The 20,915-nt window shown below is 66.7% G+C and carries 26 protein-coding genes and 1 tRNA gene; 8 read left to right on the forward strand and 19 right to left on the reverse strand.

The features are described from left to right. Window positions 1–115: 115 nt before the first annotated feature. On the reverse strand, window positions 116–1,543 hold the full coding sequence (leuC, locus tag CFE35_RS07590; protein WP_292929898.1) for a 3-isopropylmalate dehydratase large subunit: 1,428 nt from the start codon (window positions 1,541–1,543) through the stop codon (window positions 116–118). A gap of 138 nt (window positions 1,544–1,681) precedes the next feature. Next, window positions 1,682–2,530, reverse strand: a complete 849-nt coding sequence (locus tag CFE35_RS07595; protein WP_292929608.1) for a hypothetical protein — start codon at window positions 2,528–2,530, stop codon at window positions 1,682–1,684. A gap of 207 nt (window positions 2,531–2,737) precedes the next feature. Between CFE35_RS07595 and CFE35_RS07600 the strand changes: the two genes are divergently transcribed. Further along, a complete protein-coding gene (locus tag CFE35_RS07600; protein ID WP_292929610.1) occupies window positions 2,738–3,244 on the forward strand; it encodes a sterol desaturase family protein in 507 nt (168 codons plus the stop codon). Window positions 3,245–3,257: 13 nt separating this feature from the next. Here CFE35_RS07600 and CFE35_RS07605 read toward each other — a convergent pair whose 3' ends face one another. From CFE35_RS07605 to CFE35_RS07650, 10 genes are all read right to left on the reverse strand, one after another. Continuing rightward, the gene (locus CFE35_RS07605; protein ID WP_292929612.1) at window positions 3,258–3,608 is read right to left on the reverse strand and encodes a YbaN family protein; all 351 of its coding nucleotides are present in this window, start codon (window positions 3,606–3,608) and stop codon (window positions 3,258–3,260) included. Between the two features lies 1 nt (window position 3,609). After that, the gene (locus CFE35_RS07610) at window positions 3,610–4,017 is read right to left on the reverse strand and encodes a SufE family protein (RefSeq protein WP_292929614.1); all 408 of its coding nucleotides are present in this window, start codon (window positions 4,015–4,017) and stop codon (window positions 3,610–3,612) included. 204 nt (window positions 4,018–4,221) lie between these two features. Beyond that, window positions 4,222–4,473, reverse strand: coding sequence for a hypothetical protein (locus CFE35_RS07615; protein WP_292929616.1), 252 nt, complete (start codon window positions 4,471–4,473; stop codon window positions 4,222–4,224). Between the two features lie 19 nt (window positions 4,474–4,492). After that, a complete protein-coding gene (locus tag CFE35_RS07620; RefSeq protein WP_292929618.1) occupies window positions 4,493–4,735 on the reverse strand; it encodes a hypothetical protein in 243 nt (80 codons plus the stop codon). A gap of 36 nt (window positions 4,736–4,771) precedes the next feature. After that, a complete protein-coding gene (locus CFE35_RS07625) occupies window positions 4,772–5,056 on the reverse strand; it encodes a hypothetical protein (RefSeq protein ID WP_292929620.1) in 285 nt (94 codons plus the stop codon). Beyond that, window positions 5,053–5,319, reverse strand: coding sequence for a hypothetical protein (locus tag CFE35_RS07630; protein ID WP_292929622.1), 267 nt, complete (start codon window positions 5,317–5,319; stop codon window positions 5,053–5,055). The genes CFE35_RS07625 and CFE35_RS07630 overlap by 4 nt, the downstream gene beginning before the upstream one ends. A 36-nt stretch (window positions 5,320–5,355) precedes the next feature. Further along, window positions 5,356–5,736, reverse strand: coding sequence for an envelope stress response membrane protein PspC (gene pspC / locus CFE35_RS07635; protein WP_292929624.1), 381 nt, complete (start codon window positions 5,734–5,736; stop codon window positions 5,356–5,358). Further along, complete coding sequence (pspB, locus tag CFE35_RS07640; RefSeq protein ID WP_292929626.1) at window positions 5,733–6,041, reverse strand: envelope stress response membrane protein PspB; 309 nt, start codon at window positions 6,039–6,041, stop codon at window positions 5,733–5,735. The genes pspC and pspB overlap by 4 nt, the downstream gene beginning before the upstream one ends. Window positions 6,042–6,044: 3 nt before the next feature. Beyond that, window positions 6,045–6,857 carry a phage shock protein PspA gene (pspA, locus tag CFE35_RS07645; RefSeq protein WP_292929628.1) on the reverse strand — a complete coding sequence of 271 codons (813 nt, stop codon included), beginning with the start codon at window positions 6,855–6,857 and terminating at the stop codon, window positions 6,045–6,047. Next, a complete protein-coding gene (locus CFE35_RS07650) occupies window positions 6,857–7,030 on the reverse strand; it encodes a hypothetical protein (RefSeq protein ID WP_292929630.1) in 174 nt (57 codons plus the stop codon). Before CFE35_RS07650 ends, pspA begins: the two co-directional genes overlap by 1 nt. Window positions 7,031–7,215: 185 nt before the next feature. Here CFE35_RS07650 and pspF point away from each other — a divergent pair, with 185 nt between their 5' ends. After that, window positions 7,216–8,262, forward strand: a complete 1,047-nt coding sequence (pspF, locus tag CFE35_RS07655) for a phage shock protein operon transcriptional activator (protein ID WP_292929632.1) — start codon at window positions 7,216–7,218, stop codon at window positions 8,260–8,262. A 10-nt stretch (window positions 8,263–8,272) separates the two neighbouring features. Then, on the forward strand, window positions 8,273–9,346 hold the full coding sequence (recF, locus tag CFE35_RS07660; RefSeq protein WP_292929634.1) for a DNA replication/repair protein RecF: 1,074 nt from the start codon (window positions 8,273–8,275) through the stop codon (window positions 9,344–9,346). 120 nt (window positions 9,347–9,466) lie between these two features. Here recF and CFE35_RS07665 read toward each other — a convergent pair whose 3' ends face one another. Both CFE35_RS07665 and CFE35_RS07670 read right to left on the reverse strand, forming a co-directional pair. After that, a complete protein-coding gene (locus CFE35_RS07665; protein ID WP_292929636.1) occupies window positions 9,467–9,880 on the reverse strand; it encodes a DUF805 domain-containing protein in 414 nt (137 codons plus the stop codon). A gap of 119 nt (window positions 9,881–9,999) precedes the next feature. Beyond that, a complete protein-coding gene (locus CFE35_RS07670; RefSeq protein WP_292929638.1) occupies window positions 10,000–10,698 on the reverse strand; it encodes an arylesterase in 699 nt (232 codons plus the stop codon). 69 nt (window positions 10,699–10,767) lie between these two features. On the opposite strand from CFE35_RS07670, the gene CFE35_RS07675 reads away from it, so the two are divergent. Together CFE35_RS07675 and CFE35_RS07680 are read left to right on the forward strand one after the other, a co-directional pair. Then, complete coding sequence (locus tag CFE35_RS07675) at window positions 10,768–11,466, forward strand: ATP-binding cassette domain-containing protein (protein ID WP_292929640.1); 699 nt, start codon at window positions 10,768–10,770, stop codon at window positions 11,464–11,466. After that, window positions 11,463–14,006, forward strand: a complete 2,544-nt coding sequence (locus CFE35_RS07680) for an FtsX-like permease family protein (RefSeq protein WP_292929642.1) — start codon at window positions 11,463–11,465, stop codon at window positions 14,004–14,006. Before CFE35_RS07675 ends, CFE35_RS07680 begins: the two co-directional genes overlap by 4 nt. Window positions 14,007–14,126: 120 nt before the next feature. On the opposite strand, the gene CFE35_RS07685 is transcribed toward CFE35_RS07680, so the two are convergent. Beyond that, window positions 14,127–14,555, reverse strand: a complete 429-nt coding sequence (locus CFE35_RS07685) for a DUF805 domain-containing protein (RefSeq protein ID WP_292929644.1) — start codon at window positions 14,553–14,555, stop codon at window positions 14,127–14,129. Window positions 14,556–14,574: 19 nt separating this feature from the next. Then, window positions 14,575–15,015, reverse strand: a complete 441-nt coding sequence (locus tag CFE35_RS07690; RefSeq protein WP_292929646.1) for a DUF805 domain-containing protein — start codon at window positions 15,013–15,015, stop codon at window positions 14,575–14,577. Window positions 15,016–15,212: 197 nt separating this feature from the next. Between CFE35_RS07690 and typA the strand changes: the two genes are divergently transcribed. After that, window positions 15,213–17,039: a translational GTPase TypA gene (gene typA, locus CFE35_RS07695; RefSeq protein ID WP_292929648.1), complete on the forward strand. Its 1,827-nt coding sequence runs from the start codon at window positions 15,213–15,215 to the stop codon at window positions 17,037–17,039. Window positions 17,040–17,356: 317 nt separating this feature from the next. On the opposite strand, the gene CFE35_RS07700 is transcribed toward typA, so the two are convergent. The 3 genes from CFE35_RS07700 to CFE35_RS07710 all read right to left on the reverse strand — a co-directional run bounded on the left by CFE35_RS07700 (window position 17,357) and on the right by CFE35_RS07710 (window position 19,669). Next, a tRNA-Thr gene (locus CFE35_RS07700) sits at window positions 17,357–17,432 on the reverse strand. A gap of 18 nt (window positions 17,433–17,450) precedes the next feature. After that, entirely contained in the window at window positions 17,451–18,338 is an 888-nt protein-coding gene (locus CFE35_RS07705; protein ID WP_292929899.1) for a hypothetical protein, read from the reverse strand. A gap of 8 nt (window positions 18,339–18,346) precedes the next feature. Continuing rightward, entirely contained in the window at window positions 18,347–19,669 is a 1,323-nt protein-coding gene (locus tag CFE35_RS07710) for a replication-associated recombination protein A (protein ID WP_292929650.1), read from the reverse strand. A gap of 174 nt (window positions 19,670–19,843) precedes the next feature. On the opposite strand from CFE35_RS07710, the gene CFE35_RS07715 reads away from it, so the two are divergent. Next, window positions 19,844–20,548 carry a PadR family transcriptional regulator gene (locus CFE35_RS07715; RefSeq protein ID WP_292929652.1) on the forward strand — a complete coding sequence of 235 codons (705 nt, stop codon included), beginning with the start codon at window positions 19,844–19,846 and terminating at the stop codon, window positions 20,546–20,548. After that, window positions 20,545–20,868: a DUF2218 domain-containing protein gene (locus CFE35_RS07720; RefSeq protein ID WP_292929654.1), complete on the forward strand. Its 324-nt coding sequence runs from the start codon at window positions 20,545–20,547 to the stop codon at window positions 20,866–20,868. The genes CFE35_RS07715 and CFE35_RS07720 overlap by 4 nt, the downstream gene beginning before the upstream one ends. The last annotated feature ends 47 nt before the right edge of the window (window positions 20,869–20,915 follow it).

The raw sequence follows: 20,915 nt of genomic DNA on the forward strand, positions 1-20,915 counted from the left end.
GATGGGCCGTGGCAAGGTTGCGCCGTGCGGGTGTTGCGGCAGGACGATGAAACACCCGGCAAGTGGCCCAAACGGCACGATTTCCCGCCCACGGCAGGCCGTGGCAAGCCCGCGATCAGACGAGTTCGCGCACATCCGTGAGCCGCCCGGTCACCGCCGCCGCCGCCGCCATCGCGGGCGAGACGAGGTGCGTGCGCGCACCCGGCCCTTGCCGGCCGACGAAATTGCGGTTCGAAGTGGACGCGCAGCGCTCGCCCGCCGGGACTTTGTCAGGGTTCATGCCGAGGCAGGCCGAGCAGCCCGGTTCGCGCCATTCGAAGCCGGCGGCGAGGAACACCTGGTCCAGCCCCTCTTCCTCGGCCTGGCGCTTGACGAGGCCCGAGCCGGGGACGACGATGGCCCAGTTGACGTTCGCGGCCTTGGTGCGGCCCTTGAGGATCGCGGCGGCGGCGCGCAAGTCTTCGATGCGGCTGTTGGTGCAGCTGCCGATGAACACGTTCTGGATTTCCACCGAAGACAGCGGCTGGCCCGGCTCGAGCCCCATGTAATCGAGGCTGGCGCGCGCGGCAGCCTGCTTAGAGGCATCGGCGAAGCTTTCCGGCGCGGGGACGACGCCGGTGATCGGCAGCACGTCTTCCGGGCTGGTGCCCCAGGTGACGCTGGGGGCGATATCTGCGGCGTTAATGACGACGGTCTTGTCGTACTTCGCGCCCGCATCAGTGGCGAGGCTGCGCCACCAAGCCACGGCCTTGTCCCATTCCTCGCCCTTCGGCGCGTAGGGACGACCCTTGAGATAGGCGAAAGTCTTGTCGTCCGGCGCGATGAGGCCGGCGCGGGCGCCGTGTTCGATCGCCATGTTGGAGACGGTGAGGCGGCCTTCGATCGAGAGATCGCGGATCGCCTCGCCGGTATATTCGATGACATGGCCGGTACCGCCCGCCGCGCCGAGCACGCCGGTGATGTGGAGCACGAGATCCTTGGCCGAAACGCCCGGCAGGAGCGGGCCTTCGATGCGCACTTCCATCGTCTTCGACCGCTTGAGCAGCAGGGTCTGCGTGGCGAGCACATGCTCGACCTCGCTCGTGCCGATGCCGAAGGCCAGCGCGCCGAGGCCGCCGTGGCAGGCGGTGTGGCTATCGCCGCAGACGATGGTCGCGCCGGGGAGCGAGAAGCCCTGCTCCGGCCCGACCACGTGGACGATGCCCTGCTCCGCGTCCGCATCGCCGATATAGCGGATGCCGAAGGCGGGCGCGTTGGCTTCGAGCGCTTCGAGTTGCGCCGCGCTTTCGCGGTCCGCGATGGGCACGCGCGCGCCCTTGGCATCGCGGCGAGCCGTGGTGGGCAGATTGTGATCGGGCACGGCGAGCGTGAGATCGGGGCGGCGCACCTTGCGGCCCGTGAGGCGCAGCGCCTCGAACGCCTGCGGGCTCGTCACTTCATGGACGAGGTGGCGGTCGATGTAGACGAGGCTGGTGCCATCGTCGCGATCTTCGACGACGTGGGCGGCCCAGATCTTTTCGTAGAGCGTGCGGGGTGCGGCTATATCGGTCATGCCGTGCCGGTTAAGCCCGCGCGGGGCGCATATCAAGCGGGAATGGCAGGTGGTTTCAACAGTGGCCCCACTGGATCAGGGGGCAGGATGGCGGCGTGCCCCCTGCCCCCTTCTCCCCGCCGGCTGCGATCAGAGAAGATCGAGGCCGGTGTGGAAGGGTTCCGCGGCGGCGTAGTGGACCACGTCGCTGGCGGTATCGGGTGCGGTGAGGTCTGCCGCCGGGGTGGAATTGGTACGCTCGAACGGCAGCGGATCGGCCGGACGACCGGGCGTCTCGCCGGATGCCATGTTGGCGTAGATCAGCGGATCATTCGGATCGAGCGTGTAGATCACGTCGTCCGGCGTTTCGGTGCCATCGCCAACGTCGGTGCCAGTGTCGGAGGGCGCACCGGTAGCGTCGACGCCCGGGTCCTTGTCGAGAATTGGGTCGAGGGTGGGGACGCTGTCAGTATCGCCGTCGGTCGTGCCGTCTGCGCTGCCGACTTCACCGCCAAACGTGCGCCAGTTGGGCATGGGATCGACCGGGCGGTCTATCACTTCATCGCTGCCGCCATCGGTGGGGATCTCATCGACCAGGGTCACATCGACCGGGGTCACATCGACCGGCGAACCGTCGATGAACGTGGTCGTGAAAATGCCGCCATCATCGACGGGGCCAGCTTGGCCGTCTGCACCGCCGTCCGTGCCGGCATAGGAAATGACTGCCCCGTCGTCTGCGGGAACCGCATCGACCGGGCCGCCGAACGACTGCGCATCGACGGGCACATAAGTGCTTTCATCGATTGGCAGAACCTCGGGCTGGGGCTCGGCAATGGCGATAGACCCAAGGTCGATGGGATATTCGACGGGGTCGATGGGATATTCGACGGGGTCGATGGGATATTCGACGGGGTCGATGGCAAGCACCGCGTCGTCCGCCGGAACCGGATCGACCGCAACAACCAGATCAACCGCCACATCGCTTGCTTCGACTGCCATTAGGACCCCCACTCTCAGCTTTTGTTAACTACGTTCTATGGCAAACGTACTTTGATTCGGTTTAATTGTCCGGATCGGATTGAATTACTATCGCCAGATTCACTTATTCATTTGCCGCCTGAACGTTTTGTGAATGACCTGTTCAGGAAACGACCCGATGGTGCGGCAGGCTCGCATGGGCGGCGCGAATGGGCTATGGCGCGCGGCATGATTCAGTTCCTGATTGTTTTTGCGACAGTGTGGGCGATGGAATTCGTCGCCTGGAGCAGCCACAAGTATGTGATGCACGGCTTCGGCTGGGCCTGGCACCGTGACCATCACGAACCGCACGACGGCTTTTTCGAGCGCAACGATCTCTACGCGGTAGTCGGCGCGGCGATGTCGATCAGCGGGTTCATGATGGGCAGCCCGCTGATCGCGGGCGAACACGCGTGGTGGCCGGCGACGTGGATCGGCATCGGGATCATGATCTATGGCGCGATCTACACGCTGATCCACGATGGGTTGGTCCACCAGCGCTGGTTCAAATACGTGCCGCGCGGCGGCTATGCCAAGCGGCTGGTGCAGGCGCACAAGCTGCACCATGCGACGATCGGCAAGGAAGGCGGGGTGAGCTTCGGCTTCATCATCGCGCGCGATCCGGCCACGCTGAAGCAGGAACTGAAGGCACAGCGCGCCGCGGGGATCGCGGTGGTGCGCGAGGCGGTGGAATAGATCTTCCTCGCGCCTATTCGTTACGAGTCCAGATCCAGGTGCCCGATAGGGCCATGACCGCGAGCGGGATCAGCACCCAGGGCCAACCGGCGGTGAGGCCGGCGACCGCTACGCTGATGGCCATGGCGATGAGCGCAGCCCATTTGGCGCGGCGGGGGATGGCGCGGCGTTCGCGCCAATCGAGCAGCATCGGGCCATAACGCGGGTGCGCCAGCAGGCGCGCCTCCCACACCGGATTGCCGCGCGCGAAGCAGAACAGCGCGAGCAGCAGGAACGGCACGGTGGGCAGCAGCGGCAGGACCGCACCGATCGCGCCAATGCCCACAAAGAGGAAGCCGGCGACAGTCCAGAGCCGGCGTTTCATCTTATCCCGCGATCCGCGCGGCGTGTTCGCGCACCAGCGCGATCATGTTGGGGACGCCTTGCGTGCGGTTGCTGGAGAGCTGGTTCTTGAGATCGAACGGCGCGAGCAGCGCGGCGATATCGGTTTGGGCCACCACTTTGGCGGGCCGATCCTGCACCGCGGCCAGCACGAGCGCGACGATGCCCTTGGTGATCGCGGCGTTGCTGTCTGCCAGAAAGTGCAGCGCATCGCCTGCCTGCGCCACCGGGTAGACCCAGACGCTGGCCGAGCAGCCGCGCACGAGCGTCGCGTCGGTTTTGAGGGCTTCGGGCATGGCTTCCAGCTTGCGGCCGAGATCGATCAGCAGGCGGTAGCGTTCGTCCGCGTCGAGGAATTCATATTCTTCGAGGATATCGTCGAGGTGGCTCATGCGCGCCGGACATAGCGGATCGCGCGGGAGGGGCAAGCCGGTAGAAAGAACCCCTCGGACCCGCCTGCGGCGGGCCACCTCCCCATTTGCGCTTCGTGAAAATGGGGAGGACAAAAGCATAGGCTTTTCCTTCCCTCCCCATTTTTGCGCAGCACAAATGGGGAGGTGCCGGAGCGCAGCGAAGGCGGAGGGGTTCTTCGGTGATTACAGATCGACACCTGCCGCGATGGCTTCCAGTTTGCGCAGGCGTTCCTTGATGTCGCTGAGGTCGATCAGGCCGAGCGCCAGATTGCCGTGGGGCCCGGTGCCGGTTTCGGCAGGACGGGCCAGTTCGGCGCGCTTGAGATCGAGCCAGCCGTTCCAGGCGATGAGCGCGGTGCGGGCGAGGATCGCGAGGCCGATGAGGGCGGCGGCGGCGAGCACGGCGGCAGTTGTGAAGGCAGTCGTGAAAGGCATGACGGTTCCTTCCGGTGGATCAATGCTCGCGCAGGGCTTCGATATCCTGCGCGAGGCGCTGGGTACCCCGTTCATCGGTGAGGATGCGTTCGAGGACTTCGACGCGCTTCCTCAGTTCGATGACTTCGCGTTCGAGCGCGGGGTTGGCGGGCAGAACATCGGGCTGGCCCGCCAGCGGATGTCCGCTGCGGTAACGGGCGCTGCGCATGTTCGCCCAGGCGAGGATCGCGACGATCGCGACAATGGCGCTCCAGAAGCTCATGGATCAGTCCTCAGGTGATGGGTTCGGGTTAGCGGATCAATTTGCGGGGGCGGCGCGCAAGTCTTCGATCTGGCCCGCCAGCGCGGCGGCATCCTGCCCTTCGCGGTCGGTGGCGATGCGTTCAAGGACGCGGACGCGCTGTTCGAGACGCTGGGCCTGCGCGGCGAAGTGGGCGGCCTGTTCGGCGCTGTCCTTCGCGGCAAGTTCGAGCTTGCGCTCCTTGAAAGCGAGGCGGCGCTTGTAGACATCGGCGAGGACGCCGAGCACCGAGACGAGGCCGATCATCAGCGCGGCAAAGGCTATGGCATCGGCGGCGTTCATTGCCTGGTGCTCCCGATCTGATCCGTGGTGCGAAGGGCTTCGATCTGGCTGGCGACGTCGTAGCTCTTGTCCGTCACGATGGCTTCGAGGACGCGGACGCGTTCTTCGAGGGTGGCGGCGCGGGCGGCGGCCTGGGCGTTCGTTTCCGATAGCGCCTGGGCGCGGATTTCCTCGATCTTGCGCTGGTGCGTGGTCCAGATCGCGATGATCGGGATCAGCAGCGCGAGGATCGGAACGAGCAGTACGAGTGTACCGTTATCCATTGGTATTCCCCCCAGAAGGCGATAAACTCAAGGCGATCAACGCAGCTTTTCGATTTCAGCCGAAAGGCGCGGATTGCCCGAGACGTAGAACTGTTCGACTTCGGCAAGGCGGCGGTCGATATCGCGGAAGGTGCTGCGCACTTCGCGTGCCGTGCGGGACGGCGACTGGCGCACGCCCTGCCAGAACTTCTGCTCGTCGCGGTCGGCATAGAGCCGGGCCGGCTTCTTGTCGGCCAGGAAGCCGAGCGCGAAGTAGATCAGGAACGGCCAGCCCATCGAAAAGCCGAGGACGATGAAGCCGAGGCGGACCCACAGAACGTCGATCCCGGTATAGTCGGCAATCCCGGCGCAGACGCCCATGAGCTTGCCATTGACCTTGTCACGATAGAAGCGGGTGTGCTGGGGCAGGTTGCTCATTTGGAAGTCCCCCTCTGTTCGGCAAGCAGGCGGTCCAGCTCGCGCAGTTTCTGGTTGTCGCTCTCGCGGTCGGGCAGGACCCGGCCGGGGCGGAAGTCCGGATTGTCGGCGGCGACGAGGCGTTCGACAGTATCCATGCGTTCATCGAGGCGGCGGGCGAGCTGGTAGAGTTCCTCCAGCAGCGCCTCGTCCCCCGAGGTGAGTGTGGCAGCGGTCTTCCAGCGGGTGATGTAGTGCAGCACGACCCAGGGCAGACCAACGAAGATGCCCAAAATGGCAACGATGGGAACGACGATGTCCTCCATGGCTCAGCCCTCCTTCTTGTCGGCGCTCAGCGCTCGCTTCATGGCTTCGAGTTCTTCGTCGACCTTGTCCTGGCCCGCGAGCGCGGCGATCTCGTCCGCGAGGTTCGGCTGGGCACCATCGGCGAGGCTCAAGGCATCGGCGCGACCTTCGGCATAATCGACCCGGCGTTCGAGCTGATCGAAGCGCGAGAGCGCCTCGTCCACGCGTTCGCTGGTCATCAGCGTGCGCAGGCGGACACGGTTTTCCGCGCTCTCGAGGCGCGCGGCAATCGCGGTCTGGCGGCTGCGGGCTTCGCGCAGGCGGGTCTGCAGCTTTTCGATGTCGATCTCGTAGGCACGCATCGAATCGTCGAGCACCTGGATCTCGCTGGCGAGCTGCACACCCATATCGGCGGCCTTGTTCTTCTCCACCAGCGCGGCGCGGGCGAGGTCTTCGCGGCCCTTGGAGAGGGCGAGCTGGGCCTTGTCTGCCCAATCGGCCTGGAGCCGGTCGAGCTTGGCCACGTGGCGGGCCATTTCCTTCTGATCGGCAATGGTGCGGGCGGCGGAGGCGCGCACTTCGACGAGGGTTTCCTCCATCTCCATGATGATCATGCGGATCATCTTGGCGGGGTCATCGGCCTTTTCGAGCAGATCGTTGAAGTTGGCGGCGATGATATCGCGGGTGCGGGAGAAGATGCCCATCAGGTTGGCTCCGGAGGTAAAAGGCGTGAACGGCCGTGAAGTCTCGTTGTCGTGCTGGCGTAGCGCGCCAAGCTCGATTTCGAAACGGGATTGCGAGCGCCCGACAGGTCTGAAGGGCGTATCGGCACCCATCAGGCCAGCTCACCCGTGATCGCGGCGCTGGAGGCGACGACTTGCGGGGCGGCTGCGGACAGCGCCAGTGCACCGGGGCGGGTGGCGACGGCGACGTTGAGCGCCATCATCGCTGCGATGCTGATCAGCGCCGCGCGGCCGAGCTGGGTCGAGAAGAAGCGGGCAGTGTACATCGAAAATCTCCTGTTGGATCCCTGGTTGGGGATTGCCCGATGCTTTGCAGGAGGCGTGCCAAATCGCGAAAGTGGCGAAATTGCCCGGTTTCAGCCGATCCGCGGAAGTGCCTACTTGGGGATTATTGCCTAGGCTTGGGAAAATCTGCTAGACCTTGGGACAAGACGCGCAAGGGGAGTGCGGGATGGATCGCGAAGTCCAGTTCATCGGCCAATCGGGCGCGTTTCTCGATGCGGTGGAGCGCGCCAGCCGCGCTGCGCCGATGCGCCGCCCGGTGCTGGTGATCGGCGAGCGCGGGACCGGCAAGGAACTGATCGCCGAACGCCTCCACCGCCTCTCCACGCGGTGGCAAGAGCCGCTGGTGACGATGAACTGCGCCGCCCTGCCCGAGACGCTGATCGAGGCGGAATTGTTCGGACACGAGGCGGGCGCGTTTACCGGCGCGACGCGCGCGCGGGCCGGACGGTTCGAGGAAGCGCATGGCGGCACGCTGTTCCTCGATGAGCTGGGCACGCTTTCGATGGGCGCGCAGGAGCGGCTGCTGCGCGCGGTGGAATATGGCGAAGTGGCGCGGATCGGCGCGAACAAGCCGATCATGGTCGATGTGCGGATCGTGGCGGCGACCAACGAGAACCTGCCGCGCATGGCCGAGGAAGGGCGGTTCCGCCCGGACTTGCTCGACCGGTTGAGCTTCGAGGTGATCACCCTGCCACCGCTGCGGGTGCGCGAAGGGGATATTGCGGTGCTGGCGGACTATTACGGGCGGCGCATGGCCGCGGAGCTGGGCTGGGCTAGCTGGCCGGGCTTTGCCGGGCATGTGTCGCAGCAGATGGAAGACTATGCCTGGCCGGGCAACGTGCGCGAATTGCGCAACGTGGTGGAGCGCGCGGTCTATCGCTGGGATGATCCGGAGCGCGCCATCGGGCATGTGCAGTTCGATCCGTTTGAAAGCCCGTGGCGGCCGGCCGCGCTGATGGCGACTCCGGCGAAGGCAGCGGGAGCAGGCTTGGCTGGGGAGCGCCCTGCCCCCGCGCCCACTTCCAGCGATCTCGATGGCGTCAGCGATCTGCGCGGCGCGGTCGATGCGCATGAGCGGGCGATCCTGGAACATCATCTGGGGCGCAACCGCTATAACCAGCGACAGACGGCGAAGGCGCTGGGGCTGACCTATGACCAGCTGCGCCACTGCCTGAAGAAGCATGGGTTGATGGAACGGGGCGACAACGCCTAGTGGTCCAGCCATGCCGCTGACCCGCCTGACCTTGCGCGATTTTCGCAACCATGCCGCGACACGGCTGGAGGGCACGTCTGCCTTCAACGTGCTGATCGGCGAGAACGGCGCGGGCAAGACCAATGTGCTGGAGGCGATTTCGCTGCTTTCGCCGGGGCGCGGCCTCAGGCGCGCGCAGGCCGCCGAGATGGCGGGGCGCGGAGGGGATGGCAGCTTTGCCGTGGCGGCGGAACTGGAAGCGGGCGCCGTGGCGCTGGCCACCTCTACCTCGCCCGCCGCGCCGGGGCGGCGCATGGTGCGCATCAATGGCGCCGATGGCCCGGCAACGCGGCTGGGCGAATGGCTTTCGATCACCTGGCTGACACCCGCGATGGACCGCCTGTTTGCCGAAGGGGCATCGGCGCGGCGGCGGTTTCTGGATCGGCTGGTACTGGCGGTGGAGCCGGGGCACGCGCGGACGGCGAGCCGCTATGAGACGGCGCTGCGCGAGCGGAACCGGCTGCTGGAAGGGCCGGGCGAGCCGGATCCGCTGTGGCTCGACGGGATCGAGGCCGGTCTGGCCGAGGCAGGCGCGGAACTGGCGCGGGCGCGGGCGGAGCTGGTGGCGGGGCTTTCAACCGCGCTGGGCGGTTTGCCCGAAGCGCCGTTTGCGCGGCCCGCGCTGGCGTACCTTGCCGGGGGACCGGTGAACGCGGACGCGCTGCGCGGCGCTTTGCGCGAGGGGCGGCGGCGCGACCGCGCGGCGGGGCGGACCTTGATCGGGCCGCACCGCGATGATCTGGGCGTGGTTCTCGCGGCGAAACAGGCCCCGGCGGCCGATTGTTCGACCGGGGAGCAGAAGGCGATGCTGATTTCGATCGTGCTCGCCCATGCGGCGCTGACCAAAGGCGCGCGGCCGCAAGTCCTGCTGCTGGATGAGATCGCCGCGCACCTCGATCCACTGCGGCGCGCGGCGCTTTACGAGCGGCTGGGCGAGGCAGGCGCGCAAGTGTGGATGACGGGGACGGAGCTTGCCCCGTTCGAGCCGCTGGGCGCGGACGCGGCGGTGTGGCGCGTGGCCGATGGGGCAGTGGCCGGGACTTAGCCTGCCCCTCCCCCGTTCGGGGGAGGCTGGGTGGGGGTGCGCGGCGCTTGCCGGAGAGGCCGCCCCCCCTCCCCCAACCCCTCCTCTATGAGAGGGGGGACAACAGGCAGGTTGCTGGCCCTAATTGAAGATATCGACGTTGGACGGATCGAGCGGATCGGCGCCATAGCGGTTCGGGCCGCGCGTGCCGGAGAGGCACATGAACACGAACACGATGATCCCGCCGACATAAGGGATGAAGCCCAGCAGGATCATCCAGCCGGAGCGGTCCTGATCGTGGAAGCGGCGGACCTGCACCGCGATGGAGGGGATGATCGAGCCGAGCACCCAGATCACGATGAGCGCAGCGCCGATCCAGAACAGGATGCTGGGATTCTGATCGCCTTCGGCCGTACCCAATCCGCCCGCCAGCATCAGCGCGACAGCGCCGAACGCAACCAGCACCGAGAGCAGCGTGAACATCCAGTATTCACGGCGGCACGAGCGGCCCGAGAAATCGGCATAGCGCCGATAGGGCATGAGCATCCATTCCATGTGCAGTTTCCCCCCTTGAGGCGCGCGGGCGCGCACCGACCCGGGGGGAATGAGCCATGGATTTGAGTGGGTTGCAAGAGGGTTGGACCGGAATGGGGTGTGGGGATGGCCCGGTCGGATCAGGGGGCCATGGCCGCCTTGAGCGCCTTGGCGACCTCTTCCTTCGTGGCGGCGACAATCTTGTCCACGCCTTGCGGATTGGGGTGGATGTGATCATCGAGCATCAGCGCCTCGTTGCCGATCACGCTCTGGAGGAAGAAGGGGATCAGCGGCGCTTTGTGTTTCGCCGCGAGCGCGGGGTAGATCGGGTTGAAAGCGCTGACGTAGTCCTGCCCCATGTTGGGCGCGGCGAGCATCCCCGTCAGCATCGCGGGGACCTGCCGCTTTTCCAGTTCGGTGAGGATGGCATCGAGGTTGGCGCGAGTTTCGGCAGGCGGTAGGCCGCGCAGCATGTCATTCCCGCCAAGGCCGACCATGACGAGGGTGGGCTTCACTTTCTGGTTATCCAGCGTGAACGCGAGGCGCGCGCGGGCAGCGGCAGTGGTATCGCCCGAGACCCCGGCATTGACCACGCGCGCCTTCACGCCGCTGGCGTTCAGCGCCGCTTCGAGGCGGGGCGGATAGCCCTGCCCCGGCGCGAGGCGGTATCCGGCGTAGAGGCTGTCTCCGAACGCGAGGATGACCGGGGCCCCATCAGGAACCGGGGGTGCGGAGATGGCGGCCGAAGCGCTGGCCTGAGGCTTGGGGGCCTCCGGTGTGGGCGCGCTTTGCGAGCAGGCGGCAAGAGCGAGAGCGATCAGCGGCAGAAGACGGCGCATGGGAATCCCCAAGAGGCAAGAAGGGCAGGCAGGTTGCTTGGTGCAACTGATCTATGCCAATGTTGGCGGGTGACAAGTCCTTCCCCCGGTTCGCCCGTCATCGACGCCCAGAATATCACGCTCAGCCTTGGCGAGGGCGAGGCGCGGGTGGACGTGCTGCGCGGGGTGAGCCTGCGGGTGATGCCCGGCGAGACGGTGGCGCTGCTGGGGCCTTCGGGTTCGGGCAAGAGCTCGCTGCTGGCGGTGCTGGCGGGGCTGGAGCGCGCGGGCGGCGGTTCGCTCAGCGTGGCCGGACAGGACTTCATGGGCCTTTCCGAAGATGCGCTGGCGGCAGCGCGGCGCGGGCGGATCGGGGTGGTGCTGCAGGCGTTCCACTTGCTGCCGACGATGACGGCGCTGGAAAACGTAGCAACACCGCTGGAGCTGGCGGGAATGCGCGAGGCGGGGCCGCGCGCACGGACGGCGCTGGAGGCGGTCGGCCTCGGGCACCGGCTGGGGCATTATCCGGCGCAGCTTTCGGGCGGGGAGCAACAGCGCGTGGCAATTGCCCGCGCGCTCGCACCCAGGCCCGCGCTGGTCTTTGCCGATGAGCCGACCGGCAATCTGGACCACGCCAATGGCAAGGCAGTGGCAGAGCTGCTGTTTGCGCAGGTAGCAGACGTGGGCGCGACTTTGCTGATGGTGACGCATGACGAGGCGCTGGCCGCGCGCTGCGGGCGGATCGTGCGGCTGGAGGATGGACGGATCATCGCGGACGGCGCGGCGTGAGCCGCTGGGCGCTTGCGTGGCGATTGGCGCGGCGGGGGCTGGACTGGCGGTTTCGCGGCCTCAGGCTGCTGATCGTGTGCCTCGTGCTGGGGACGGCGGCGCTTTCGGCCATCGGCACGCTGACGGGCGGGATAGGGCGCGAACTGGCGGCGCGCGGGCAATCCATGCTGGGCGGCGATCTGGAACTGACGCTGGCGGGGCGCGAAGCGGCGGCGAATGAACTGGCGGCGATGCGGACGCTGGGCACGGTTTCCCAAGGCGTGCGGTTGCAAGCCATGGCCCGGCGCGCCGAAAGCGCCGACGATGCGGTGCCGGTGGAGTTGAAGGCCGTCGATGCGCGCTGGCCGCTTTATGGCGCGTTCACCGTGGAAGGCGGGCGAAACGCAGGTGCGCCGCAGGGGATGACCGCGTGGATCGATCCCGGCGTGGGCGACCGGCTGGGGGTGAAGGCGGGCGACCGGCTGAAGATCGGGCAGGCCGAACTGGTCATCGGCGGCGTGATCGCGGGTGAGCCGGACCGCCTTTCCGAAGGCTTTGCGCTGGGGCCGACGGTGATCGTCAGCGAGGAAGCGCTGAAGGCTTCGGGGCTGGTGCAGGTCGGCTCGATGGCGCGGTGGAAGTACCGGCTGCGGCTGCGCGCCGAGGCTGATCCGGCGGCGCTTGCGGAGGATTTCAAGACGCGGTTTGCCAATAGCGGGTTTCAGGTGCGCACGCGCGACAAGGCCTCGCCGGGGCTGGACCGGTTCGTTTCGCGCATGGGGCAGTTTCTGGTGCTGGTGGCGCTGGCGGCGCTGGGGATTGCGGGCATCGGGATTGCGGGGGGGGTATCCTCCTATCTGGAGATGCGGCGGGCGAGCATTGCGACGCTGAAGATTCTCGGCGCGCAGTCGGGCGATATCGTGCGGATTTTCCTGCTGCAGATCGCGGCGGCGGCAGCGGCGGCAATTGCACTGGGCTTGCTGCTGGGCGTGGGGATCACGCCGCTGCTGGCGCGCGCGCTGGAGGGTTTGCTGCCGATTCCGCCCGGGTTTACTGTGGATGCGGGCGCGCTGGCAGTGGCGGGCGCTTATGGCCTGCTGATCGCGCTGACGTTTGCCGCGCCGCCTTTACTGGAGGCGCGGCGGGTGCCGGCGATGGCCTTGCTGCGGGCGCGGGTCGCGCCTTTGGGCCAAGGCTGGCGCTTGCCGCTGTGGGTGCTCCCGGTGGGACTGGGGCTGAGCGGGATTGCGGGCCTTGCCGTGCTCACATCGCCGCAGCCGCTGCTGGCGGCGGGATTCCTTGGCGGCGCGGCGGCGGTGTTTGCGGTGCTGGCGCTCATCGGGCGCGGGCTTTCGTGGGGCGCGGCGCGGCTGCCCCGCCCTGCCCGGCCCTTGCTGCGCATGGCGCTGGGCAATCTGCACCGACCCGGCGCGCAGACTTCGGCGCTGGTGGTGGCGCTGGGCTTTGCGCTGGCGGCGTTCGTGATGCTGGCCGCGGTGCAGACCAGCATCGACGCGAACATCGCGCAGCGCGTGCCGGAACGGGCGCCGGATTACTTCGTGCTCGATGTGCCCAAAGGCGCCAGGCAGGACACGTTCCGCGCGCTCGTGCGGCGCGAAGCGCCCGGCGCGGCGGTGCGCATGGTGCCTTCGATGCGCGGTTCGATTCTGGCCTTCGGGCCGGACGCGGCGATGACCGAAGTGGGGACGCTGAAGGATATTCCCGAGGCTTCGTGGATGCTGCGCGGCGACCGGGGGCTGACGTATTCTGCGGACATTCCGCAGGGGAACGTCCTGACCGAAGGGCGCTGGTGGCCCAAGGATTATGCGGGCGAACCGCTGGTTTCGGTCGATGCCGATCAGGCGAAGGCCATCGGGCTGAACGTAGGCGACAAGGTGCGGATCAGCCTGCTCGGCACCGAGCGCGAGGCGCGGGTCGCTTCGCTGCGGCGGATCGACTGGTCCTCGTTCGGGTTCAACTATGCGCTGGTGTTCAGCCCCAACGCGCTGGAAGACGCGCCGCATACTTTTGCCGCGACGATTACCCTTGCCGCGCCTGAAAAGCGCGAAATTGTGCGCCGTGCGATCCTCTCGGGGCTGGTGAAGGCCTTGCCGGAAAGCTCGGTGATCGAGGTGGGGCTGGTGCTGGGCCACGCGCGTGCGCTGCTGGGGCAAGTGGGCACCGCGATCTTTGCCGCCGCCAGCGTGGCGGTGCTGGCGGGGCTTGCCGTGCTGGCGGGCGCCATCGCGGCGGCACGAGCGGCGCGGCAGTATGACAGCGTGATCCTGCGCGTGCTGGGGGCGAGCCGGGCGCAATTGCTGGCGCTGCTGGCGGCGGAATATGCGCTGCTCTGCGCGGTGCTGGCGCTGGTGGCGCTGGCGCTGGGCGGGGGGACGGCGTGGCTGGTGATCGTGCAGTTGTTCGAGTTCGACTGGGCGCCGGATTGGGCGCGCGTGTTTGCCGTGCTGGCGGGCGGCGTGGGGCTGGTGATGGTGCTGGCGGTGGCGGGATCGCTATCGGTGCTGCGCACGCGCCCGGCTGAGGCGCTGCGGGCGCTTTAAAAGCGCGACCTGCCCCTTCCCCCGCTCGGGGGAGGCTGGGTGGGGGTATGCGGCGCTTCCCGGAGGGGCCGAACCCCCTCCCCCAACCCCACCCCACCGGGAGGGGGGCTTTGGTTGTGTTTAGCGGAACACCTCCGCGCTACCCGGGTCCTTGGGATCGGGGCCATATTGGTTCGCCCCGCGCGTGCCTTCGAGGCACATGAACACCAACAGCACGAAGCCGCCGAAGAACGGGATGAGGCCGAGCAGGAGCATCCAGCCGGAGCGATCCTGATCGTGCAGGCGGCGCACCGAAACGGCCAGCGCGGGGATGAGGCTGGCAAGCGCGAACAGGCCGCCGATCAGCCCGCCCCCGCCGACGAGGCGGCTGCCATAGCTGAAGCCGGTGCCGAAGTTCGTCGAGGTGCGGGTGACCTCGTTGGTGCCGAACAGGGCGTTGAGCACGACGAACACGAGCACATAGAACAGCGCGAACATCCAGTATTCGCGGCGGCGCGAGCGGCCGGAGAACTCGGCATAGCGCCGGTAGGGCAGGAGCATCCAGTTCATCGCAGGTGGTCCTTGAAGGTCAGCTGGCAGCGCTGCGGATAGATTTTTCCCGGGGATCAGGGCCATAGCGGTTAGGGCCGAGCAGGCCGGGGCCACCCATGATTCCGATAACACTCAGGTAAAGTGTAAGCGGGGTGAGCATGTCGAGCGCGAGAAAGGCGATCGGCAAAGCAAATGCAAACCACGCAGTCCTGCCTTGATCGTGGAGGCGCCGTGCCATAGTCGCGAAAAGCGGAATGTAGATGCCAAGGGTTAGCAGGGCCGCCGCCGGCCCCGTGCCTCCTATCAAGCGGATATAAGAGCCGGGGCGGTGCGGTATTGGCACACGGCCCGCACCAAGGGCTAGTAAAAACGCGAATTCAACGAACAGTGTCAAAAAGGCAATCGCGATGATCTCGCCCTGCCCGGCCCGGCCAGAAAACGAAGTATAGCGCTTCTGCGCCGAGAGCAGCGTTTCCATCGCGGACATTGTTCCTGTGGCACTTGACGCCTAGTTAGGCCATGAATCCACGTTCGGAGCAAGGCCTGCCCTCCACGCGCCCTTGCCGCAGCGCACAATTACAGGTAAGCGCGCGCCCATGTCCCGGCCGGAACGCTGGGCACGGTGTGCTGCCTGCGGTGCGCGCCGAACCCGAGATTTTTATCGAAAGCGTTTTCATGTCCAATTCCCAGCGCAATATCGCGATCATCGCGCACGTCGACCATGGCAAGACCACACTGGTTGACCAGCTGTTCCGCCAGTCCGGCACGTTCCGCGACAACCAGCGCGTGGAAGAGCGCGCGATGGATTCGAACGACCTCGAAAAGGAGCGCGGGATCACCATTCTGGCCAAGTGCACCTCGGTCGAATGGGAAGGCACGCGCATCAACATCGTCGATACGCCGGGCCACGCCGACTTCGGCGGCGAAGTGGAGCGCATCCTCTCGATGGTCGACGGCGTGATCCTGCTGGTGGACAGCTCGGAAGGCGCGATGCCGCAGACCAAGTTCGTGACCGGCAAGGCACTGGCGCTGGGCCTGAAGCCCATCGTCGTCGTCAACAAGATCGACCGCCAGGACGAGCGCACGCAGGAAGTGCTCGACGAAGTGTTCGACCTGTTCGTGAGCCTTGAGGCCAACGACGAGCAGCTCGAATTCCCGGTGCTCTATGCCTCGGGCCGCAATGGCTATGCCAGCGATGATCCGCTGGCGCGCGAAGGCACGCTCACCCCGCTGTTCCAGAAGATCGTCGATCACGTGCCCGCGCCTTCGGCCGATCCCGATGGTCCCTTCAAGTTCCTCGTGACGCTGCTCGACCGCGACAACTTCCTGGGCCGCATCCTGACGGGCCTCGTGTTCTCGGGCTCGGTCAAAACCAACCAGGCGATCCATGCGCTCGATAACGATGGCAAGATCGTCGAAACGGGCCGTGCGTCCAAGATCATGTCGTTCCGCGGGCTGGAACGCGTGCCGACCGACGAAGCCGTGGCGGGCGACATCATCTCGATCGCGGGGCTGACCACCGCGACCGTTTCCAACACGATCTGCGATCCTTCGGTGACCGAGCCGCTGCACGCACAGCCGATCGATCCGCCGACGCTGTCGATGCGCTTTGCAGTGAACGATTCGCCGATGGCGGGCCGCGAGGGCACCAAGGTGACGAGCCGCATGATCCGCGACCGCTTGGCGCGCGAGGCCGAATCCAACGTGGCGATCAAGGTGACCGAGAGCGCCGACAAGGACAGCTTCGAAGTGGCGGGCCGCGGCGAATTGCAGTTGGGCGTGCTGATCGAGACGATGCGCCGCGAAGGCTTCGAGCTCGGCATCAGCCGCCCGCGCGTGCTCTATGGCGAAGACGAGAACGGCCAGCGCACCGAGCCGTATGAAACGGTCGTGATCGACGTGGACGATGAGTTTGCGGGCACGGTCGTGGAGAAGATGGCGACCCGCAAGGGCGAGATGACCGACATGCGCCCTTCGGGCGGCGGCAAGACGCGCATCACCTTCTCCGCCCCTTCGCGCGGCCTTATCGGCTATCACGGCGAGTTCCTTTCGGACACGCGCGGCACCGGCATCATGAACCGGCTGTTCGAAAAGTATGGCCCCTATAAGGGCAAGATCGAGGGCCGGAAGAACGGCGTGCTGATCTCCAACGGCGCGGGCGAAGCCAATGCCTATGCGCTGGGCCCGCTGGAAGAGCGCGGCATCCTGTTCGTCGGCGTGGGCACTCCGCTCTATGAAGGCATGGTGATCGGCGAAAACGCCAAGCCCGACGATCTTGAAGTCAACCCGATGAAGTCGAAGCAGCTGACGAACTTCCGTTCGACCGGCAAGGACGACGCCATCCGCCTGACCCCGCCGAAGATCATGACGCTGGAACAGGCCATCGCCTATATCGACGACGACGAAATGGTCGAAGTTACGCCGAAGTCGATCCGCCTGCGCAAGGCCCTGCTCGATCCGCACGAGCGCAAGAAGGCTGGGCGCAAGAAGGAAGCGGCGTAAGCGCTTCGTCTTTCGGACAAGACAGGGAGGGCGGCCTTTGGGGGCCGCCCTTTTTGGTTTGGGATCCCCCGTTTTTCAAGGAACTCCACCCCCTCCAAACCACGTCACGACCTGTGGTGGCAGGCCATGGACGAGCACGGCATCCATGCAATCTCGGGTTTGCACGCCCACTTTTCCGGCGTCGTCGGGAGGCCTGGTCACGGGGCTTCTCTTCGCGGAGGCGACCTCTGGCGAAGCAACGCGAGCCTCTAAGCAAGAAAATACGGGGATTAGCGCTTTGTCGTAAAGTGCAACGCGATGCTTGGCGCGGTTGCAAATGGTGCCGGCTACAGGATTCGAACCCGTGGCCCCCTGATTACAAATCAGGTGCTCTACCAACTGAGCTAAGCCGGCGCTGGAGCGTCCATAGCGTCAGGTGGCCCCGAAGGTCCAGCCTTCGGTTGCGGCAATCTCTGCGGTAAGCCCTGCAGGCACCCACAGCGCCGGATCATGCGCCACGGTGCGCAGCCATGCCGCGGTCACCAGCGCGTCGCAAGTGTGGTCGTCCATGGCCCCCCTGAACCCCACCGGCGCGCTTCCCAGCCGCGCCAGCGCCGCGTCCAGTTCCGCACCGTCCCGGATCTTGGAACGCCCCGCGCTGCGCCCCGCCGCCATCGCCGCAATCGTGGTGTAGATCTCGCAGATCACCGAGCCTGCTTCCGGCAGCGGATCGATGGGCCACACCGGCAGCGCCCCTTGCAATCGGTGCAGCACCCGCATCCCCGAAAGGCTCGACTTGCCCACTTGCGCCGCGCCGACCAGATTGAAGTTCGAATAAGGCGTACAGCCCATGGCCTGCTGCGCCAGTTCGGTCACCCGAAAGCGCCCGCGTCCCCCTTTTTGTCCATTGGCGCCGAACATCGCCCCCTCGCGTCCGCCATGCCGCCGGAAATGCCTTGCTGCCTCGGGATGATCCACGAAAGCGCCGACCGAAAGGTGCGGCTCGCTTTCGCACACCGCATCGATCAGCGCCCACAAGGCCTTGGCATCACGCGGGCTCTCGGCCCAGCCCGGAAAGAACGCCCCCCTGTCCGCAAAGGCAAGGGAGATGCCGAGGTCCATCCCCACAATCGTATCGGCCGGCAGCGCATCCCGCAGCCATTCCAGAACCTCAGGCCTCGACCAGCGATGCCCCGGCCGTAACAGTTGCGGCGCACCGCCGCCTTCCCCGCAGATCGCCAGCGCAATCCCCCGGTGCCGCTCTCCCGCAGCGCCGGACCAGTCGATGGCGGCGAAATGCCGGAACCGCGCCGACGACATTTGGGGCTTCATTCCCCCCGCCGCTCGCGCCGCTTCTTGTCCCACCACTCCAGCCGCTTCACGATCTCACGCTCGAACCCGCGCTCCACCGGCTTGTAGAATTGCTGGGGACGCATTTCCTCGGGCCAATAATCCGCGCCGGAAAATCCGTCCTCGGCCTCGTGGTCATAGGCATAGCCTGCGCCGTAGCCGATGTCCTTCATCAGCTTGGTCGGGGCGTTGAGGATATTGGCGGGCGGGACAAGCGATCCGGTCTCGCGCGCGCTGGCGAAGGCCGCCTTCTGCGCCGCATAGGCCGCATTCGATTTGGGCGCGGTGGCCAGATAGAGGCACGCCTGCACGATGGCCGTTTCCCCTTCCGGCGAGCCGAGGAACTGGTAGGCATCCTTCGCCGCGAGGCATTGCACCAGCGCCTGCGGATCGGCGAGGCCGATGTCCTCGCTGGCAAAGCGCACCAGCCGCCGCAGCACGTAGAGCGGCTCCTCCCCCGCCGTCAGCATCCGCGCCATATAGTAGAGCGCGGCCTGCGGGTCTGATCCGCGCAAGCTCTTGTGGAGCGCGGAAATCAGGTTGTAGTGCCCGTCGCGGTCCTTGTCGTAGACCGCCACGCGCCGCATCAGGAATTTCGCCAGTTCCTCCGGCCCGAGCGGCGCGGGCAGCGAGACATCGAACAATGTCTCGGCCTGCCCCAGCAAGAACCGCCCGTCGCCCTCCGCCGAGGCAATCAGCGCCTCGCGCGCAGGCGGGGTGAGCGGGAGGCGCAGGCCCGTGAGTTCCTCCGCGCGCGCCAGCAGCGATCCCATCGCGTCCGCGTCCAGCCGGTGCAGGATCAGCACTTGCGCCCGGCTCAGCAGCGCCGCGTTCAGGGCAAAGCTCGGGTTCTCGGTGGTCGCGCCGACCAGCGTGACGGTGCCTTTTTCCACAAAGGGGAGGAACCCGTCCTGCTGTGCGCGGTTGAAGCGATGGATCTCGTCCACGAACAGCAGCGTCTTGCGCCCGATCTGCGCCATCGCCTCGGCCTCGGCAAAGGCCTTCTTGAGATCGGCCACGCCTGAAAACACCGCGCTGATCGCCACATAGCGCAGCCCCACCGCATCGGCGAGCAGCCGCGCGATCGTCGTCTTGCCGGTGCCCGGCGGCCCCCACAGAATGATCGAGGAAAGTTTGCCCGCCGCGACCATCCGCCCGATCGCGCCGTCCGGCCCGGTCAGGTGATCCTGTCCGACGACTTCGCCAAGGTTGGCGGGCCGCAGCCGCTCGGCCAGCGGCGCATCATGGCCGACAGACTCGCGCGGGGTTTCGGCAGGGGCAGGGGCGAAAAGGTCGGACATCGGACTGCGGCGATACCAATGCAGGCCATCCCCGTCACCCCACACGTTATGCGGCCCGCGTTTCCCCGCGCAGCGCAGGAAGAACGCCCCCCCCGCACAAATTTCCACCCACCCCCTTGTCAAGAGCGCTCAAAGATATATCTTAGAGCCATCATGAAACATCAAGGATATGCAATGCGTTTCGATAGACACGGCCACGACCATGGCCACAAACACAGCCTCGGGCGTCACCTCGCCCTCAAGATGATGGCGCGCGGCTTCGGCGGCGGCTGGGGTTCCAGAGGCGGCGGTTTCGGCGCCGGAGGGTTCGGTGGCGGGTTCGGGGATGGCGATTGGGACGATGAAGGCCCCGGCTTCGGTCGCGGCCGCCACGGCCATCGCGGCGGCGGCGGAAGGGGCGGCCGCATGTTTGCCCCCGGCGAACTGCGCCTGCTCTTCCTGCTCCTCCTCGATGAGCAGGACCGCCACGGCTACGAACTGATCAAGGCGGTAGAGGAACTTGCCGCCGGTGCCTATGCGCCCAGCCCCGGCGTGGTCTACCCCACGCTCGCGCTGCTGGTTGATGAAGGCATGATCGCTGAAGTGCCGGGCGAAGGCGCGCGCAAGGCCTTCACCATAACCGACGCGGGCCGCGCCGAACTCGCGCCCCGGTTGGAGGAAGCCAAGGCTGTCGTCGCCCGACTCGGCGATTTCGGCAAGGCCCGCAGCGAAGCCGAAGGCCGCAGCGGCAGCCCGCCGCTGCGCCGCGCCATGGCGGGCCTCATGATTGCGCTGCGCCACAAGGCTTCCGGCGGCATGGACGAGGCCAGCGCCCACCAGATCGCCGATATCCTCGATGAAGCCGTCCGCAAGATCGAACGCCTCGGAGCCAGCCAATGACCAGCATCGCCATCGCCGCAGTCCCCACCGCCCACGCCAGCAAATACCTCCAGCAGGTGTGCAAGCACTGGGAACACAACCTCGCCGTCACCTATGACGCACAGCAAGGCACCGTCACTTTCCCCCGCGATGCGCGCGGCGCAGCGTGGGCGGGGGAAGCGCTCGTCACCTTCACTGCTCAGGCTGATGTGCTCGAATGCCGCATCGTCGCCAGCGAGCCCGGCCAGCGCGACGGCCTGAAAGGGGCGGTCGAGCGCCACATCGATCGCTTCGCCTTCCGCGAGGCGCTGGTCTGGACATGGACCGATCAGGACGACTGATTGCCAGCTCCCCCGCTCCGGCGTAGACTTGCGCGCTGGAGACGGGA

It is taken from the genome of Novosphingobium sp. PASSN1 (assembly GCF_002278815.1).

Bases quoted from the DNA above. Each gene is read 5' to 3' on its own strand.
- CFE35_RS07595 (WP_292929608.1), bottom strand. From the start codon at position 2,530: ATGGCAGTCGAAGCAAGCGATGTGGCGGTTGATCTGGTTGTTGCGGTC.
- CFE35_RS07600 (WP_292929610.1), top strand. From the start codon at position 2,738: ATGATTCAGTTCCTGATTGTTTTTGCGACAGTGTGGGCGATGGAATTC.
- CFE35_RS07605 (WP_292929612.1), bottom strand. From the start codon at position 3,608: ATGAAACGCCGGCTCTGGACTGTCGCCGGCTTCCTCTTTGTGGGCATT.
- CFE35_RS07610 (WP_292929614.1), bottom strand. From the start codon at position 4,017: ATGAGCCACCTCGACGATATCCTCGAAGAATATGAATTCCTCGACGCG.
- CFE35_RS07615 (WP_292929616.1), bottom strand. From the start codon at position 4,473: ATGCCTTTCACGACTGCCTTCACAACTGCCGCCGTGCTCGCCGCCGCC.
- CFE35_RS07620 (WP_292929618.1), bottom strand. From the start codon at position 4,735: ATGAGCTTCTGGAGCGCCATTGTCGCGATCGTCGCGATCCTCGCCTGG.
- CFE35_RS07625 (WP_292929620.1), bottom strand. From the start codon at position 5,056: ATGAACGCCGCCGATGCCATAGCCTTTGCCGCGCTGATGATCGGCCTC.
- CFE35_RS07630 (WP_292929622.1), bottom strand. From the start codon at position 5,319: ATGGATAACGGTACACTCGTACTGCTCGTTCCGATCCTCGCGCTGCTG.
- pspC (WP_292929624.1), bottom strand. From the start codon at position 5,736: ATGAGCAACCTGCCCCAGCACACCCGCTTCTATCGTGACAAGGTCAAT.
- pspB (WP_292929626.1), bottom strand. From the start codon at position 6,041: ATGGAGGACATCGTCGTTCCCATCGTTGCCATTTTGGGCATCTTCGTT.
- pspA (WP_292929628.1), bottom strand. From the start codon at position 6,857: ATGGGTGCCGATACGCCCTTCAGACCTGTCGGGCGCTCGCAATCCCGT.
- CFE35_RS07650 (WP_292929630.1), bottom strand. From the start codon at position 7,030: ATGTACACTGCCCGCTTCTTCTCGACCCAGCTCGGCCGCGCGGCGCTG.
- pspF (WP_292929632.1), top strand. From the start codon at position 7,216: ATGGATCGCGAAGTCCAGTTCATCGGCCAATCGGGCGCGTTTCTCGAT.
- recF (WP_292929634.1), top strand. From the start codon at position 8,273: ATGCCGCTGACCCGCCTGACCTTGCGCGATTTTCGCAACCATGCCGCG.
- CFE35_RS07665 (WP_292929636.1), bottom strand. From the start codon at position 9,880: ATGGAATGGATGCTCATGCCCTATCGGCGCTATGCCGATTTCTCGGGC.
- CFE35_RS07670 (WP_292929638.1), bottom strand. From the start codon at position 10,698: ATGCGCCGTCTTCTGCCGCTGATCGCTCTCGCTCTTGCCGCCTGCTCG.
- CFE35_RS07685 (WP_292929644.1), bottom strand. From the start codon at position 14,555: ATGAACTGGATGCTCCTGCCCTACCGGCGCTATGCCGAGTTCTCCGGC.
- CFE35_RS07690 (WP_292929646.1), bottom strand. From the start codon at position 15,015: ATGGAAACGCTGCTCTCGGCGCAGAAGCGCTATACTTCGTTTTCTGGC.
- typA (WP_292929648.1), top strand. From the start codon at position 15,213: ATGTCCAATTCCCAGCGCAATATCGCGATCATCGCGCACGTCGACCAT.
- CFE35_RS07705 (WP_292929899.1), bottom strand. From the start codon at position 18,338: ATGTCGTCGGCGCGGTTCCGGCATTTCGCCGCCATCGACTGGTCCGGC.
- CFE35_RS07710 (WP_292929650.1), bottom strand. From the start codon at position 19,669: ATGTCCGACCTTTTCGCCCCTGCCCCTGCCGAAACCCCGCGCGAGTCT.
- CFE35_RS07715 (WP_292929652.1), top strand. From the start codon at position 19,844: ATGCGTTTCGATAGACACGGCCACGACCATGGCCACAAACACAGCCTC.
- CFE35_RS07720 (WP_292929654.1), top strand. From the start codon at position 20,545: ATGACCAGCATCGCCATCGCCGCAGTCCCCACCGCCCACGCCAGCAAA.